General features: G+C 43.3%; 15 protein-coding genes and 3 tRNA genes. 6 read left to right on the forward strand and 12 right to left on the reverse strand.

The window, feature by feature from the left end; all coding sequences use genetic code 11:
- Nucleotides 1-447 precede the first annotated feature (447 nt).
- Nucleotides 448-2,019, reverse strand: a complete 1,572-nt coding sequence (locus tag ACRQ5D_RS19130) for a TROVE domain-containing protein (protein ID WP_091171247.1) — start codon at nucleotides 2,017-2,019, stop codon at nucleotides 448-450.
- A 420-nt stretch (nucleotides 2,020-2,439) separates the two neighbouring features.
- Between ACRQ5D_RS19130 and ACRQ5D_RS19135 the strand changes: the two genes are divergently transcribed.
- From ACRQ5D_RS19135 to ACRQ5D_RS19145, 3 genes are all read left to right on the forward strand, one after another.
- Nucleotides 2,440-2,513: transfer RNA gene (locus tag ACRQ5D_RS19135), tRNA-Pro, on the forward strand.
- Between the two features lie 14 nt (nucleotides 2,514-2,527).
- A tRNA-Ile gene (locus ACRQ5D_RS19140) sits at nucleotides 2,528-2,599 on the forward strand.
- Between the two features lie 6 nt (nucleotides 2,600-2,605).
- A tRNA-Cys gene (locus ACRQ5D_RS19145) sits at nucleotides 2,606-2,679 on the forward strand.
- A 609-nt stretch (nucleotides 2,680-3,288) separates the two neighbouring features.
- On the opposite strand, the gene ACRQ5D_RS19150 is transcribed toward ACRQ5D_RS19145, so the two are convergent.
- On the reverse strand, nucleotides 3,289-4,080 hold the full coding sequence (locus ACRQ5D_RS19150) for an NIPSNAP family protein (protein WP_091171251.1): 792 nt from the start codon (nucleotides 4,078-4,080) through the stop codon (nucleotides 3,289-3,291).
- A gap of 192 nt (nucleotides 4,081-4,272) precedes the next feature.
- On the opposite strand from ACRQ5D_RS19150, the gene ACRQ5D_RS19155 reads away from it, so the two are divergent.
- Nucleotides 4,273-4,959 (forward strand): DUF2461 domain-containing protein, encoded by a 687-nt coding sequence (locus ACRQ5D_RS19155; RefSeq protein ID WP_091171254.1) that lies wholly within the window; start codon nucleotides 4,273-4,275, stop codon nucleotides 4,957-4,959.
- On the opposite strand, the gene ACRQ5D_RS19160 is transcribed toward ACRQ5D_RS19155, so the two are convergent.
- Both ACRQ5D_RS19160 and ACRQ5D_RS19165 read right to left on the reverse strand, forming a co-directional pair.
- On the reverse strand, nucleotides 4,960-5,280 hold the full coding sequence (locus tag ACRQ5D_RS19160) for a hypothetical protein (RefSeq protein WP_091171258.1): 321 nt from the start codon (nucleotides 5,278-5,280) through the stop codon (nucleotides 4,960-4,962).
- Between the two features lie 134 nt (nucleotides 5,281-5,414).
- On the reverse strand, nucleotides 5,415-5,570 hold the full coding sequence (locus ACRQ5D_RS19165) for a lmo0937 family membrane protein (RefSeq protein ID WP_112652139.1): 156 nt from the start codon (nucleotides 5,568-5,570) through the stop codon (nucleotides 5,415-5,417).
- Nucleotides 5,571-5,732: 162 nt separating this feature from the next.
- Here ACRQ5D_RS19165 and ACRQ5D_RS19170 point away from each other — a divergent pair, with 162 nt between their 5' ends.
- Nucleotides 5,733-5,939: a hypothetical protein gene (locus ACRQ5D_RS19170; protein WP_432326272.1), complete on the forward strand. Its 207-nt coding sequence runs from the start codon at nucleotides 5,733-5,735 to the stop codon at nucleotides 5,937-5,939.
- Between the two features lie 208 nt (nucleotides 5,940-6,147).
- On the opposite strand, the gene ACRQ5D_RS19175 is transcribed toward ACRQ5D_RS19170, so the two are convergent.
- The 4 genes from ACRQ5D_RS19175 to ACRQ5D_RS19190 form a co-directional block, all read right to left on the reverse strand.
- Nucleotides 6,148-7,281 (reverse strand): glycoside hydrolase family 76 protein, encoded by a 1,134-nt coding sequence (locus ACRQ5D_RS19175; RefSeq protein WP_091171264.1) that lies wholly within the window; start codon nucleotides 7,279-7,281, stop codon nucleotides 6,148-6,150.
- A 483-nt stretch (nucleotides 7,282-7,764) separates the two neighbouring features.
- Complete coding sequence (locus tag ACRQ5D_RS19180; protein WP_432326273.1) at nucleotides 7,765-9,225, reverse strand: tetratricopeptide repeat protein; 1,461 nt, start codon at nucleotides 9,223-9,225, stop codon at nucleotides 7,765-7,767.
- A gap of 55 nt (nucleotides 9,226-9,280) precedes the next feature.
- Entirely contained in the window at nucleotides 9,281-9,460 is a 180-nt protein-coding gene (locus tag ACRQ5D_RS19185; RefSeq protein ID WP_090524279.1) for a hypothetical protein, read from the reverse strand.
- 228 nt (nucleotides 9,461-9,688) lie between these two features.
- On the reverse strand, nucleotides 9,689-10,294 hold the full coding sequence (locus ACRQ5D_RS19190; RefSeq protein ID WP_431200209.1) for an NUDIX hydrolase N-terminal domain-containing protein: 606 nt from the start codon (nucleotides 10,292-10,294) through the stop codon (nucleotides 9,689-9,691).
- 374 nt (nucleotides 10,295-10,668) lie between these two features.
- Here ACRQ5D_RS19190 and ACRQ5D_RS19195 point away from each other — a divergent pair, with 374 nt between their 5' ends.
- On the forward strand, nucleotides 10,669-11,262 hold the full coding sequence (locus tag ACRQ5D_RS19195; RefSeq protein ID WP_091171276.1) for a dihydrofolate reductase family protein: 594 nt from the start codon (nucleotides 10,669-10,671) through the stop codon (nucleotides 11,260-11,262).
- A gap of 20 nt (nucleotides 11,263-11,282) precedes the next feature.
- Here ACRQ5D_RS19195 and ACRQ5D_RS19200 read toward each other — a convergent pair whose 3' ends face one another.
- From ACRQ5D_RS19200 to ACRQ5D_RS19215, 4 genes are all read right to left on the reverse strand, one after another.
- A complete protein-coding gene (locus tag ACRQ5D_RS19200; RefSeq protein ID WP_091171278.1) occupies nucleotides 11,283-12,026 on the reverse strand; it encodes an AAA family ATPase in 744 nt (247 codons plus the stop codon).
- Between the two features lie 36 nt (nucleotides 12,027-12,062).
- The gene (locus ACRQ5D_RS19205; protein ID WP_143020822.1) at nucleotides 12,063-12,842 is read right to left on the reverse strand and encodes a hypothetical protein; all 780 of its coding nucleotides are present in this window, start codon (nucleotides 12,840-12,842) and stop codon (nucleotides 12,063-12,065) included.
- A gap of 277 nt (nucleotides 12,843-13,119) precedes the next feature.
- A complete protein-coding gene (locus tag ACRQ5D_RS19210; RefSeq protein ID WP_432326276.1) occupies nucleotides 13,120-13,560 on the reverse strand; it encodes an RtcB family protein in 441 nt (146 codons plus the stop codon).
- Nucleotides 13,511-14,500 carry an RtcB family protein gene (locus ACRQ5D_RS19215; RefSeq protein WP_432326278.1) on the reverse strand — a complete coding sequence of 330 codons (990 nt, stop codon included), beginning with the start codon at nucleotides 14,498-14,500 and terminating at the stop codon, nucleotides 13,511-13,513. Before ACRQ5D_RS19215 ends, ACRQ5D_RS19210 begins: the two co-directional genes overlap by 50 nt.
- Nucleotides 14,501-14,734: the final 234 nt, after the last annotated feature.

Raw genomic sequence — 14,734 nt, forward strand, 5'->3', positions numbered from 1 at the left:
AGGGCAATGGTCAACAAATCTTCTGCATTATGCTCTAACCAACTGAGCTACCGCGGTTACCAGCGGGCCGGGTTCGAACCGGCGACCCTAACGTCCCAAATCGAAGTAGTACTTGTTTACGGCACCTTATTTTATTTTCAATTTTTTAAAAGAAGGGTAATAGGCGATAAGTGCTTGCTTACTCTGCGTTTTAACCATCTCAACTACCCTTGCGGGGCCGGACTCGAACCGACGTCTCAGTTTTGGAAATCGAAGTAACACTTATAAACGACACCTTCTTTTATAAAGAGCAAAGGCGGCAAGAGACTTGGGGGCTTGCAAGCGAGGACTCGAACCTCCATCATGGCTTTCGCCACAATGCCCTCCCCATTATTGGCTGCGAAGTAACTCTTGCCTACGGCATCTTTATTTCTTTAAGTGCAGGGCTGTTAGCTTCCCTGCACGTTTTTATAAATCTATATTGTTAATAATGTTCAGTGCCGAGCGTCCGTTTTCAATTGCTGCTAACACATCAAAAACTTTATCGCTCCAACCTGCAATTAAATACACGTCGTTTTGAAGTAACTGCAAAGGTGCCTGTCCATAGCCCGCCAGGTCAAACAGGTACAGTTTTGCCTTTGGAGCAATGTGTTGTTTGTAATAAACCCACTGCTCCTGTATGTGATTGCTGCCGCCATTACTGTTCCATAACTGGCAATCGGTAAATAACATTACCTTATCCATTTGCAAACGGCGGGTACTCAGGTCATGAATAACGAGGTAGCCATTGGTTGAGTAACCCACTTCACCTTCGCGGCGATAAAACTCCTGCACGTTGCCCAAAATGTTACCGCGTGGTACTGTAATGGTTTTCCAGCGGTCGCCAAACATACCTACCTCCACATTTTTACAGCGCGATTGCAGCAGCATGGCCAGCATTAAACCAATATCATACAACAGCACTTTTGACTTTGCCGATATAGGTTTCTGCATTGATCCGGATACGTCGCAGGCCAGCAATACACGGGTATTTTCGTCAAAACCCCTGATATTGGCTGCGCTTGCTTGTACCGCTTTTTCCAATGCATCCATCAGTTCTCCGGTGTAGCCTTTGTTGCCGGTTATGGCTGCTTTGGCTGCCCTTGCAATGTTTTGCACCGCCGAGGTTGGCGTTATCAGCTCACGGTAAGCAGCCAGGTAGCGGAATGGAAACTGTTTGGCTTTAGCCACCTGTTCGCCGTCGGCAATGGTTGCGCACACTTTTTTAAAGTGGGCATAGCTTACGCCTGCATCCTGTATGTTGCGCAGGTTACGCAACAAGGCCATATAACCAACTTTACCGCTGTCAATTAGTTCTTCCCATTTGGCACGGAACGCTATTGCTTTGGCTTCGGCGCTATCAAAATTCAGTTGCCCAAGGGCCGAGAGTTCTGTTTCCCAGGTGTAAGGTGTTTGCAGTTCGTTTGTGGCTATCTTGTTAAAGATCAGCTGCTGCAAATCATCTTTGGCACGTGGGTGTACCAGGAACAAAGCATCACGCATTTTTATGGCGCCATCGCGGTTATATTTAGCAAACTGGTATTCGTCAAAGCGGTTAAACGCCTGCGATAAACCTTTTTGCATTTGCTTTGATAAGCGGTTGAGCTTTTTAGTGCCCTTGCGCTGGTTTAACGTTTCATAGCAAGCCAATAACTCGGTGATCTCATCGGCACGGCCGATAACCCCGTCGGTAACCCGGGCAACCAGATCGTTGCCCGAGTGCAGCTTAGCCAATTCGGTAACCAGCACCAGCGGCACCGAACGCATATACATTTTGGTACGTGCATAAACTGCCAGTTTACCAACAAATACCGGGTTGCATTTAGCTATCAAATTACGCAGGCGCTCCACGCGTGCCTGGTCTTTTTCATAAAAGGTGTCGTTTAAGCTCCAGGTAACTACCGTGGTGTACAATTCCATTTCGGCGCTCATGATAAAAGCTTTTGCGCCTTCATGATTTACCGTTTTGGTTTTTACTCTGCTTAACAGGTTGAATTTCATTTTGAACCTCCTTTATTTCGTTTTGTTGATACAAAGGTTGGAGGCTACTGCGCAGTGTATTTGCGCAGTGAAAAATATTTTTATTTTTTTCAGAACTTTGATTCGTAGGATTAAAAGATGGACTTGATGCTTTAATGATTTATAGAAATTCGGAAGCTTAAATGTTACTTTGGAGTTCTAACTCAAGTATTCCTTTAATCCTACGAATCAAGGTTCAAATTCAATTGAAAAAAATATTTTTCATAATTATTTTTTAATTTAAATATTGTTTGTATAATTGCATCATGAAAACAACAATATGTATACAGTGTCCATCACCCATACTGATTTATCAGAGGAGATAGCTGTGTATATATAGTAAGTATATAACAACATTGAAAAATCCTCTTAGATAAAAACTAAGGGGATTTTTTGCTTTACAGGGTAGTATATCAATTGGTCAGATTACCACATTTGGGATGTGGAGGCTCCCGGTTCAAGTCCGGGTTACCCTACTGATTTACAGCTAGAAATATAGCTCAATGGTAAGAGCAGCACCCTTATACGGTGTCGGTTAAAGGTTCAAGTCCTTTTATTTCCACAACATGGCCGGTTGCCCGAGTGGTTCAAGGGAGTCCTCTGCAAAAGGAATGTTCGCAAGTTCGAATCTTGTACCGGCCTCTTTTATTTTTGCCTGCGTAATGGCATTACGCCGGGCCTTAACTTTCATAATCCCGGCGCAGAGTCGGGTATGGGTAGTTATTGTTTTTATTTATTTAATAGTATTTTTAATGATATTTTATCGAGTATTTTTGTTTTTTTTATAATGATTGATAAAAGGTCATGAGTCTCAGAAAAAATTGCGCTCCGTTTGGCCCCTCTCAAAACCAGGGGTCTTTTGGCTCTAACTAAGGCAGTATTTATTTAAAACAAATGTTGAAACAGGCAGTAGGGGAATTAAGGGGGAATATGGGTTTTGGAAAGGCTTAATATTTCCTCGTCAAATACATCCACAGATTATTTGCTGATATATGGTTTATTTACTATCGAAGCCTTGCTCATGGTTTGTTATATCTTGTACAAACGGGTGGCCATTTGAAAACGCTCTTTATAACCTCGTTTCAAGCCTTCTTTCAGAAGTTCAATCTCAGCTTCGCTGAGTGTTTGCCTGTTTTTCTCCATATCGTGGCTAATCAAATTTAGGAAAAATAAGCTGTATGATGAAATTCGAAAAGACCGTTGATAAGCAAGACTTACGAAGTTTCCAAAACTTCGTAAGTCTGTAAAAAATTAAATCTGTGAGTAAGTTGTTGGCATCAGCATAGTTGATGTTATTTTGCTCACCAGCAGGGCATCGGCATATTCCGGTACGGCGCTGATCTTTTTCCATTGCGGATCACTACCAAAAGCTTTCCAGTGAGCATTCTTGGCATCAAGGTCATCAAAGGTGATCATATAGGTAAGATTAGGCCTTTGTGAACCTATTACGGTTTCGCCCCAAAAAACAGGTTTGAAACCGAGGCGTTTAAATACGTCTATTTCGCCTTCATCATTAAACATTTCAATCTTCTTTTTACCTGCGGCTTCAGTTGCGCTTTGATACTGCCTCAACTCAAAGATCCTGGTTTTATTTTCAGGTGCTTCCAGGTGCGGCATGTGTACAAATGCTTTTAACAAAGAGCTTTCTATCCGTTCATAAGCAGGTGCAGCGGCCGGGGCATTAAGGTAAGCAGCGCCTTTGGCCTGCAGTTCTGCATCGCCGGCGAAACTATCGGTCACTGTTGCGAAATGGGCAAGACTGTTAAACTGCACCAGCACAAAAAGCCTGGTTTGGCCTTCGGGCTTCATTTCGGTAAATACCCCTACATGTTTTACACCTAACCGGTTGAAGGCCGGTATAGCAGTATCTTTCAGGAAATCCTCTACCAGTTTTTGCTGTTCCGAATTTTTCAGGTTGTATACCCTTAGCTCATAGTATTCGGCAGCTTTGGGAGAAGTTTCTGTAGCTTTGCTCATGGCAGGTAAAATAGTTGCGGTAACACCGGTTAACAGGGTTGATTTAACAAAGGAGCGCCTTTTCATAGCAGGTTTGATTGTTTGGCTAAGATAGGTTTTTCGGCAAAAAACAAGTGTCACATTTTTGTTTTGAGGGGAAATCCGGTTGCTTAAGCATCATCCGAATGTATTATTAAACAGTGCAGACGGAATCAATTTTGGACAGCCTGCAAATTTCTCTAATTTGGCTTTCCTGCTTTTTGCAGATTATTTTTAATTATGAGCCAGCTAATACTACCCGCCTCCACCTTTGATTTTATGAGGCAACTGAAACAGAACAATAACCGCGACTGGTTTGCTCAATATAAAGAGGCATATCAACAGCAGCTTGAACTGGTGGAGGTTTTTACGGCCGGGTTATTGAACCTGCTCAATACGCATGACGTTATCGAAACGCCCAGCGCAAAAAAGGCCCTGCACCGCATCTACCGCGATATCCGTTTTTCAAAAGATAAAACGCCTTTTAAAACTAACTGGAGCGGGAATTTTAAACGGGCGGGAAAGCACCGCCGCGGCGGTTATTATTTTCACCTGGAACCTGGCAATACATTTATAGCAGGTGGCTTTTGGGCCCCGGATGCACCCGATCTTAAGCGGATCCGCGATGATATCGCTTTTGATGCCTCGCCGTTGAAGCAAATCATCGGCAGTAAGGAGTTTACAAAAACTTTTGGCGTTTTAGAAGGCGAACAGCTGAAAACCGCACCCAAAGGTTATGCTGCAGATCATGAAGCTATTGAGCTGCTGCGTTATAAACAGTTTTTAGTAAGACGACGCTTTACCGATGAGGAGGCTTTACGCCCGGATTTCATCATAAAAGCTTCTGATACTTTTAAAAATATGCGCCCCTTTTTTGATTATATGAGCGATGTGCTCACTGCAAATGTAAATGGCGAGGAAGATTAACTATTCGTGCCTCGTTGAGCCGTCATTAGCCTCGGTGATCTTGCTGAGGTTGTAATGCATCTGCCCGTTATGTTCTTCGCCCTTAATAAGACCTTTATTGTAAAGGCTGACAAGAGTGGTTTTAACCAGCGCGGTAACCTGTTCGTTCATAATGCCGGGCTGCAGGGTTTCCAGCTCTTTCAGTACACTGTCTGCTGTTCCTTCGCCAATTTGTGCCAGCGCGTATATGGCTTTATTTTGCTGGGTATCCTGTGGATCAAAATGTGAAGGGATGTGCAGTGGTTTATATTCTTCCCTGAATTCTTCGTCGCTTAATGTCATCGTCGTAAAGCTTATAGTAACACTAAACAAACGTTATGGAAGTTTGTGTGACATTTTTAGCTTAAATCTCAAAACAATAAAATAAACGCGGACTTGCGGCCCGCGTTTATTGTTTTCTTATAGAAAAATAGTTTTTAAACTGTTGAAGGGCTTCTGATAATGCCAAGTAAAAATGAAATTACGGCAATTACCAATAATGCATGGATTAAACCTGTTGCCGAATAGGCAAACACACTGATCGCCCATCCTATTATCAGGATAACTGCGATGATATACAATAATGATCTCATAGTTTGATGTATTTAGTTTGTTATATGTAACACTTTAAAAATCGTGCCATAATTCAATCTCTATTGAAAAATATTATTTATACTGAAAGTAAATTAATTTTATCGAAATAATGATTGTGGCATCCCTCTTGCTATATCTTGATGCTACACTTAATGCTACATATGAAACCATTCTTTATTACTATAGCTAAAAATTTAACTCTTCTTATAGTACCGGACAGTGATGCCCATGCAGACGGTCACCCGGTGCTAACCTATACTTATAGTATTTATCGCCGCGATAAATCAACTGTAGCCAAGCTTAACCAGCCTGATAAGCTTTTACAGGCAAAAAAACAACCCCGATTACCTGGGTTATATCGCTTTTGAGCAGCCGGGAAAAGTGTTTAGTTATGTTGCAGACGGCGAAAATGAACTATCGCCCGATGAAGTACTCGATGTGATTGAGGAGATCAATCATTTCAGGAATACGCCGCAAATGTGGATTATTTAAATTGTGTATAAGCACGCAAAAAACGCGAAGGCGCAAAAATATTTGGCGCATTCGCGTTTTGTGGGAAATAGCAGAACGTAATGCTTATTTCTTAGTTGGCGGTATCAATTGCATGAAAGTTACAATGCTGCTGGCCTCATATGATTGAATATCGCCGGTTGGGGTAGGTACGGCGTAATTACGATAAGTAAGGTTCCGGCCATCGCGATTATTCCAGCCTGTTTTAACATTGGTTTGAAGCCAGCTGAGGTATTGGCTTTGGGCACCCTCGTTGATCAGTTGCACTATATATTGCGCGAAGATAGCTTTCAGAACGCCCTGTTCGTTAAAATCTCCTTCGGCAGGTAATATACCGTTGGTGCACATATCGTTTTTTACATAATCGGCATATAGTTTGGCATCGTTAAGGTAAGCTGCATCGTTGGTTTGTTTGTATAAGGCCATGGCTGCGCCAATTGCAGTACCCGAGTTATAAGTATAATCCTGGCCACCCGGAGGGTTATTGCCTATTTTGTTATCGTTCACTTTGCCCGATGCGTCAACCAAATTAGTTTTCGACCATGAATAGATAGATTTGGCCTTGTTGAGATAAGAAACATCCTTAGTGATATTATACAATTTCATTGCTGCTATAACGGTAGGGAAGTTGATACATGAGTTTTTTCCGCTGTGCTGAAAATCCCAGAACATGCCGCCATCTATAGGGTCATAAGAGCCGTTCCAAACCCTGTCGAACCCGGATTTTGCTTTTTCAAGATAAGTGGCATTGCCGGTAAGCTGGTTGGCGCGCGCCAGGGCAATAACCCACCACATCATATCGTCATAAATAAACCAAACGGTGGTGTTGTTCCAGTTGTAGCCATCGTAATGATTATAATTACCCTGGTATATATCGCTAATGCGGGTAAGCTGTGCAGGGGCTTTGGTACGCTCATAAACATTCATGGCCATATCCCAGTAAATAGCCTGCGTCCATATAGCTGCAACGCCATCTTTTTTAGTGGTGCTGAAGTAAAGTTTATTATTTGAATCGTAAAAAGCGTTATTGAATGCTGTATAGGCAAGGTCGGCATCGGCACTGCTAAATCCGGTACTGTTATCGGTTTGGGTAGTATCCGTGCCCGGTTTAGCGGTAACGGGTATAATATCCTTACCCTTGCTACAGCTTACGATAGTAATGAACAAGCTCAGGATCAAAAAGCGGATTGGTTTTTTCATATGATAAATGTTGGTTAGTAATAGGCTTATGTCTGGTAGCGGAATAAGGTAGTTATTCGCAGGCAAGGCAATTATAGGTTAAAAAACAACCGCTAACCAACGTTTTAACCCACAAAAAATCATTAACCCAATTCTTAACCGTGATTTTAACCGGGTGAGGGGCGTTTTTACGTAAGACATAATAAACTTCGTCATGCTTGTTTCAACACCCCATTTGCTAAGCCGGCGGCAAGGCAAACATTTATTGAAATTGCTGTGTTTTGTGTTTAAAAGCTGGGTGATCTGCACGGCGGATACCTCAGGGTCCTCTGCGAGAGACCCTGAAGGGACGAGAATATCCTTAGCCCAAGTTTTGCGGGCCGGGATTGATGAGTCGGGTAACTTGGGCTTGCGTATCACAAGTCAGCCAGCACACATCCGAGCCCGCAAGACTTGCGCTAAAAAAGTAAATAAAAGCTCTAAAAAATAAAACTGTATTTAACCTTACGCAGGTTTACGTTTTGCGGCAGGTGGTTTAGTTTCCTTTTTCTCTGGCGAAGGTACCGCCGCGGTAACTGGGGGCTGTTGAGGTTTATGCCCGTGTACCAGCCGCTCATGCATGAAGTGTGTAAGCTTATGATGGAATGGTACCAGCACGGAGGCCAGGCATACCAGGATTACCAATTCAAGTACGGGTAAATGGTTACTGAGGCGCTGCACAAAAGGATGAATAAACAGGGTTAGAAATTCAAAAGCCAGCAGCAGGCATAACACGCTCATAAACTCAATCACCTTGCGGTGGGTACGGCTTTTGCTCAGCAGTAACACTACCAAAAAAAATGTCGGGATAAAAACAGCTATGCCTACCATTTGCAGATTAATTATCCGCGCCTCTTCTTCGCGGTGCTTTTCTTCGGCAATTTCTTCCTGCCGCGCTGCTTCGTTAAAACTTAAGGTTTGGATCTGCTTAATTTTTTCGGCATTGAACATACTGTCTTTGGCGGCGAGTGCGGTTTTTAAATAAAGCAGTTCAAGGTGCTCATTTTTGCCCCGGTACACATCGGTAAGCAGGTTGCTGGCGTGAAAAATCCCCTCGGGATATAGGGCGGCTTTTGCGGCATTAAGGGCCAGCGTTGCATAATAGATGCTTGAATCGGCCATACCTTTTTGCTTATAGAGTTGTGCTACGCTGTTATAGCTGTCGGCAAGGCTGTTTTGATCGTTTACTTTTGCAGCATAACTTATACTCACCCGGTAATAATCAAGCGCCAGGGCGGTATGTCCCATTTTATAGTTAATGTCGCCTAAAATGGATAAGGTGTTAGGCATGGTAGCCGTATCTTTCAGGGTTTGCTTTATGGCATAAGCCTGCATCTCATAGTTTAAAGCCGAATCAACCTTGTTAAGCTTGATGTAGCAGTTGCCAATATTGGCCAGGATAATCCCCAGGCGCGCTGTTTCATGCAGTTCTTCGGCAACAGCTTTAGCTTTAAAATGGTAGGATAGGGCTTTTACGTTATCCAATTGGTCGGAGTAAACGATGCCTATATCGCTGAGACTTTTTAAAATACCCAAACGGTCGTTAATTTCTTCGCGTATTTTTAGTGAGTTGAGTAAAAAAGAAAGGGCCTGGTCATACTTGCCATTTTTCCATAAAACCACACCCAGGCGGTTCATGCAATCGGCCTCGCCTTTTTTGAACGAGAATTTGCGGGCCAGCTCAAGCCCCTGCTGCGCATAAATCAGCGCGCTATCAGGCCGGGTGGCCTGCAATTGTAAGCTTAATTGGCGTAATGGTTCAACACCCGCGGTATCATTTTTATGCCGGGCCGCTTCTGATCTTAACCGATTTAATATGTTTTTTGAGCATAGGTATCCGTGGCGATGCCGGTTAAAAGGCATACGCAAACCATTCCCTTTAGTATGTGGTTTAGCATAAATTATAAAATAAAACAAAGCCCCCATTTTAGGAAGGGGATAGATATACAGGGCAATGGCACCAGCCGGATAAAACAGATTCCTAACTATCCATCGAAGGTTCTTCAGCTGCATTATCCGGGTCGGGCGAAGCTACAAACCCGTCGGCGGCTTCGTCTTCGGGCTCAAGGCCTGTTTCATTATCAGCAAATCCCATTGAGGTATTTTTGTCCCTAAAACCCATAGAGGTGTTTTTGTCGAACGCTTTGGTTGATGTACTCATGGCTTTAATGTTTAAAAATCAGTTTGAGTTCAGTTAATTGCTAAGCGAGCAGGTATATAAATATACATTTATATTTTATTGATGGTCAAATCTTTACGCTTTATGTGAAATAGAGTGCCGTTTTATGCGGATAGTTGCCGGTTTTGCGGAAAGTATATTAAATGAGACTGAAAAAAGAAACCGTCAGCTCATAAAGGAGTGGATAAAATAGAAGTGACCGAAACAAATTTATTTACACTTGCGACAGGGCTTTTTTCGATGAAGTAAGGCCTCTTTTACATACTCTCCGTGGTTTTTATGCCAGGTGGTTATTTCGGCCGGATCGACAAATTTTATTTCGAGGCTTTCTATGGATGTTTCGATATTGCCGCTAACGTATTTGCATAAATAAAGCACTACAACTGAACTATGGGGCTGCTGAAATTGACCGGCGGGGACAGCGAAGAATTTAATGATCTCAACCGGTTCAACAATTAGCCGGGCCTCTTCCCAAAACTCACGTTTCATGGCTGTTTCCGGGTCTTCGCCAATATCAACCCAGCCGCCGGGCAAACCCCACAAAAGGTCGTCGCTGCGGTGCTCAACCAGCAGGCGGCCATTGTCATCAAACAAGATACCGTTAACTCCTACTTTGGGTGTGGCATATCCCAGATCGTTACGAAAGCGTTCTTTTAAAACTTCGGTTTCCAGGCCGGTAAATTCGCTGTACTCCTGTGTGGCTATATCCAACAGTTTTTGATAGCGCTCCATATCGAAAGGGCTTTTGGTATACCTGATACCGGTTTGTGCCAGGGCATAAATGTTTTCAAGCAGGTCGATATAATTCTTTTTCATATGGTGCCTGCAATATAGCTAACAGCTGATATAACCGGGGTAAAGAAATTATAAAATCATTGTTTAAAGATGTTTTGCGTATGGAGGGAATTTGTTACTTTTAAATACTCTGGGATTTTCTTGTGCCTGCTTCCTGCTGATTAGGTTCAGGATATACGAGTTCGAATCTCGTTCTGGGCACACTTTATAGTTTCACGGCAATCTATAACTCTTGAGAGTTCGAGTCTCTCTTCGGAAATGAGTACTTTATTATCTGTCGCATTCAACCTATCATTGGTCGCATATACACCGCAGGCATTATTGCCTTATTGCTGAGATTTGTATCATAATAAAAAACAAATTTTAAACATCAACCACTTTGGGAGGTAAATCTTATGAGAAAGATAATCGTTTTAACATTCATGACATTAGATGGCGTAATGCAGGCACCCGGCGGACCGGAAGAAGATCAATCAGGCAGTTTTAAATATGGCGGCTGGTCGGCACCTTTTATGGATGAAGTTTCGGGTAAGATGATGCAGAAGCAGATGGAAGCGACAGATATTCTGTTAGGCCGGAAAACGTTCGACATTTTTGAAGAGTATTGGCCTAAGCATGCGGATTATTGGCCTGGTATCAATGAGGTAACAAAATACGTGTTATCCAATACAAAGGATAAATCCGATTGGAACAACAGCGTGTTCCTTACAAGCATAGAAGATATTAAAAAACTGAAAGATTCAGAAGGTTCGGACATCAAAGTCTGGGGCAGCGGCGAACTGGTTAAGTTGTTACTGAAACATGACCTGGTGGACGAGCTTTGGCTTAAAATATACCCGGTACTGCTTGGCAAAGGAAAAACCATATTCAGTGAGGACACCGTGCCTACTACTTTGGAGGTAACAGAAAGCACCGTTACACCAAGCGGAGTGGTCTTTGTTAATTACAAACGCGCCGGGGAGGTTAAGACCGGTAATATGGGAGCTTAAAAAAGCTTGGAGGGAATTACTCATTCCCCAAAAAGGATCCGCGTCATCTCTGTATAGTTGTTCAGGAAATGTTTGGTAACCATGTAATGCTCCGTTTCTTCGTAACGTACCTGTTTAATACCCGAATCATCCAGTTGGTAAATGGTTGCACCCGGGTAGGCTAATAAAATGGGGGAGTGGGTGGCTATAATGAACTGTGAGTTTTCATTCACAAGCGTATTGATGAGCGAGAGTGCCGCCATTTGCCTGTTTGGCGATAAGGCGGCCTCCGGCTCATCAAATATGTAAAGCCCGTTGCCGGTAAGCCTGTTGGTTAGCGTAGCCATGAACGATTCGCCGTGTGAGCATTCATGAAGCGACTTTACTCCATATTGCCGTGCAAACGTGCCTTTGTCGTTTTCATAAACATTTTCCATATAGGTGGCTACGTTATAAAAGCTTTCGGCCCGGAGAAAGAAATAATCGGTTGGCTTTTTGTAGCTTTTTATACCGGTTAAATAATTGAAAAGTTGCGACGAATTATTATGCGTTTGAAACTGCGCGTTTTTTGAGCCTCCCTCGATACTGAAACCCATATGCAAAGCGATGGCCTCTACCAGCGTTGATTTCCCCGAACCATTTTCGCCAATGATAAAAGTAACATCGCGATGGAACTTTAATGACGACAAGTTCCTGATAGCCGGGATGTGAAACGGATAAGCATCAAACGATGGCACCATATCTCGTTTCAGTTGGATCTCCTGGAGAAAAGGTTTGGCTTCCATAGTAGGGTAAAGATAGGGAATGGAGGTGAATAAAGATTATAATCGAAATAGCTTAGCCAGTGCACGATATATCACCCATACAACAGGATAACACATCGCAATTGCAAATATTATTAATGATATAGCATAGAGATCATTACTGAATTTATATGTTAAATCAACCTTTGATAATATTACTATTTCGGCTCCCAATATCAATATATACAATGCCATTTTTATAGTAAACTGGTGTATAAAATTGATGGGGTTTTGCGCCTGCTTGAATGTCTCGTTTTGCTCAATTCTTTGTTGTGCTATATTAAAAATGAGCGTTTCGATTTGGTCATTTATGGAAGGCCACATATCGTAATTGTCCAATGCAAAATCTTTATAGATCGATAAAAATTCTAAAATTTCAATACGCAGATAGTCGTAGTGTTCCGGGCGGAATGCTTCCTGCAGCTCATCGCTAAACTGGTATAGCGAACCCATTTTGTCACCGGCCATCGTATCATTTAACGCGATGCGGTCCATTACTTCGCATGCTTTTTGTAACCCGATATTATTGCTATTGAGTTTATGATAAATTAACCCAAGCAATACATTGCCTATAATAGGTGCATTGCTTATACTTATTTTGTCTTTGATAAGCACCTTTGCTTCTGTGATGCTCTTGCTCATTGAAAGCTCAATGAAAAAATAATCCGGAATATCTTCTGTAGTGATGATGATATCATCGGCCCATTTTACAGCTTCGGCTTTTGTAATTAGTTCCCATTGCAGGCCCCAATAAAATACTTCAAGCAAGAGGTTATATGATTGCGACAATATAAGCATTCGTGATTCGGTTTAGTTGTTTGCCTACCCAGTCCCAGCTCCCGCAAGCGCCCTCGCTTGTGGGCATTATTAAGCAAACCGGTGGCTCTCCATGTAGATAACCTAAACGCGGGCCACAAGTGAGGACACTTGCGGCAGCGTTTAGAAATATAATTAAAAATCTGATTTTCAACTTCAAACTCCCAAGTTAAGACTCTTCTCCTAATCCTCCGGCTTTTCCTTAGCATCCGCCATCCGCACTATCCTCGGCTGAAAGCTTGCCAGTACATCAACCAGATCATGCTGGGCGGCCATCACAGCATGGATATCCTTGTACACCATCGGCGCTTCTGTCCAAATCGCTTCCCATCAGGGTGATGCGTTTATCTGCGAGGTTAGCGGCAACTGCTTTCGGGTCGACAGTTTTGAAGGCGGCGCTTCGGCTCATTAAACGGCCTGCACCGTGTGAGGCGGAGTTGATAGAAGCCGCATCGCCTTTACCGCGCACTACAAAGCCAGGTGTGCTCATACTGCCGGGAATGATCCCTAATACACCTTCGCCTGCCGGAGTAGCGCCTTTTCGGTGTACCATTACTGCGGTACCATCGGCAAGCTGCTCTTTCCAGGCAAAGTTGTGGTGGTTTTCAATCATCATTACCGGTTTAAGGTTAAGCGCACGGGCAATTTTGTTATGGATTTCGTGATGATTGGCGCTGGCGTAATCGCCGGCCAGGTTCATGGCAATCCAGTATTCCTGCCCTTCTGTCGTTATCTAAATTTAACCATGCCAAATGCTTGGCCTCCTGCGGAAGCTTGGTTTTGCTCATAGCAATTTTTGAGTAATGATCGGCAATGCTCCCTCCAAACCCGCGCGAACCTGAGTGCGACAATAAAGCGAGGTAACCACCGGCCGGGATGCCTTCAAGCGCTCCTTCGGCAACGGTAAGTTCGCCCCATTCAACAAAGTGGTTGCCGGTACCCGAGGTACCCAATTGTGAATAGGCTTTATTCTTAAGGTTCCGGATTGTCTTGGTTTCGCTCCATACAGGGCTGTCGAACAACGAGGTATCAAAATGCGTTTTGGTAACCCCGCCAATGCCGAAGTTGGTATGATCAAGCAGAAGCCCTTTAAGAATGTCGGTTTCGGTGTCAACCACACCGGCAGGCAAATCAAAAATACTCAAACACATACGGCAGGCAATATCCACCCCAACCGCAAAGGGGATGATGGTATTGGCAGTTGTAGCCAGCACACCGCCAATAGGCAAGCCGTAACCCTGGTGGGCATCGGGCATTAAAGCACCTGCTACGGCTATGGGTAACTTAATCGCGGTTTTCATCTGCGCAAGCGCACCCACTTCAATATGCTCAAGGCCGTAAACCGGGAAATCGGCAATTTCCTGTTTCAGTGCGAAGTTGGTTCGCGGCTGTTTTAAAAATTTTCCTTCTTTTCGCAGATCAATTACCGCCTCGGCCAGGTTCTTAAACTTGCCGCCTTTTTTAAGGGCATAAGGCATTGGGTCGTCAATAAGGGCTTCCAGGTTGGCCAGGATCTGTTCCTTATCCATTACGCCGTGTTTTAGCAGGCCATTCGCCACACGGCTAAAGTTCTCCAATATTTTTACGTCGTTAATACCTAATGCGGTTAATTCGTTGTTGCTTATTTTTATCTTTTCCATAGCGCTCTTAAACCTCCGCCAATTGGCGGAGGGGTTTCTTGTTTAGCTGCTTTTGTTATTTAACGATACAAAGTAAAATTTCAACTGCGCAATGTATTTGCGCAGTTGAGAATAATTTAATAATATTATAAAAAAGTCATGAACTGGTGTGTCGACTCACCCCGACATCGCTTCGCTTGTTGACCTCTCTCCGGCTTCGCCGCAAAGGGGGTAGGGAAATTAAAGAATAAATAA

The organism is Mucilaginibacter sp. P25 (assembly GCF_050859465.1).
In the GTDB taxonomy this organism is placed as follows: Bacteria; Bacteroidota; Bacteroidia; order Sphingobacteriales; family Sphingobacteriaceae; genus Mucilaginibacter; species Mucilaginibacter gossypii.

Coding starts and splice junctions, on each gene's coding strand:
- ACRQ5D_RS19130 (WP_091171247.1), bottom strand. CDS start 2,019: ATGAAATTCAACCTGTTAAGCAGAGTAAAAACCAAAACGGTAAATCAT.
- ACRQ5D_RS19150 (WP_091171251.1), bottom strand. CDS start 4,080: ATGAAAAGGCGCTCCTTTGTTAAATCAACCCTGTTAACCGGTGTTACC.
- ACRQ5D_RS19155 (WP_091171254.1), top strand. CDS start 4,273: ATGAGCCAGCTAATACTACCCGCCTCCACCTTTGATTTTATGAGGCAA.
- ACRQ5D_RS19160 (WP_091171258.1), bottom strand. CDS start 5,280: ATGACATTAAGCGACGAAGAATTCAGGGAAGAATATAAACCACTGCAC.
- ACRQ5D_RS19165 (WP_112652139.1), bottom strand. CDS start 5,570: ATGAGATCATTATTGTATATCATCGCAGTTATCCTGATAATAGGATGG.
- ACRQ5D_RS19170 (WP_432326272.1), top strand. CDS start 5,733: ATGAAACCATTCTTTATTACTATAGCTAAAAATTTAACTCTTCTTATA.
- ACRQ5D_RS19175 (WP_091171264.1), bottom strand. CDS start 7,281: ATGAAAAAACCAATCCGCTTTTTGATCCTGAGCTTGTTCATTACTATC.
- ACRQ5D_RS19180 (WP_432326273.1), bottom strand. CDS start 9,225: ATGGGGGCTTTGTTTTATTTTATAATTTATGCTAAACCACATACTAAA.
- ACRQ5D_RS19185 (WP_090524279.1), bottom strand. CDS start 9,460: ATGAGTACATCAACCAAAGCGTTCGACAAAAACACCTCTATGGGTTTT.
- ACRQ5D_RS19190 (WP_431200209.1), bottom strand. CDS start 10,294: ATGAAAAAGAATTATATCGACCTGCTTGAAAACATTTATGCCCTGGCA.
- ACRQ5D_RS19195 (WP_091171276.1), top strand. CDS start 10,669: ATGAGAAAGATAATCGTTTTAACATTCATGACATTAGATGGCGTAATG.
- ACRQ5D_RS19200 (WP_091171278.1), bottom strand. CDS start 12,026: ATGGAAGCCAAACCTTTTCTCCAGGAGATCCAACTGAAACGAGATATG.
- ACRQ5D_RS19205 (WP_143020822.1), bottom strand. CDS start 12,842: ATGCTTATATTGTCGCAATCATATAACCTCTTGCTTGAAGTATTTTAT.
- ACRQ5D_RS19210 (WP_432326276.1), bottom strand. CDS start 13,560: ATGAACCTGGCCGGCGATTACGCCAGCGCCAATCATCACGAAATCCAT.
- ACRQ5D_RS19215 (WP_432326278.1), bottom strand. CDS start 14,500: ATGGAAAAGATAAAAATAAGCAACAACGAATTAACCGCATTAGGTATT.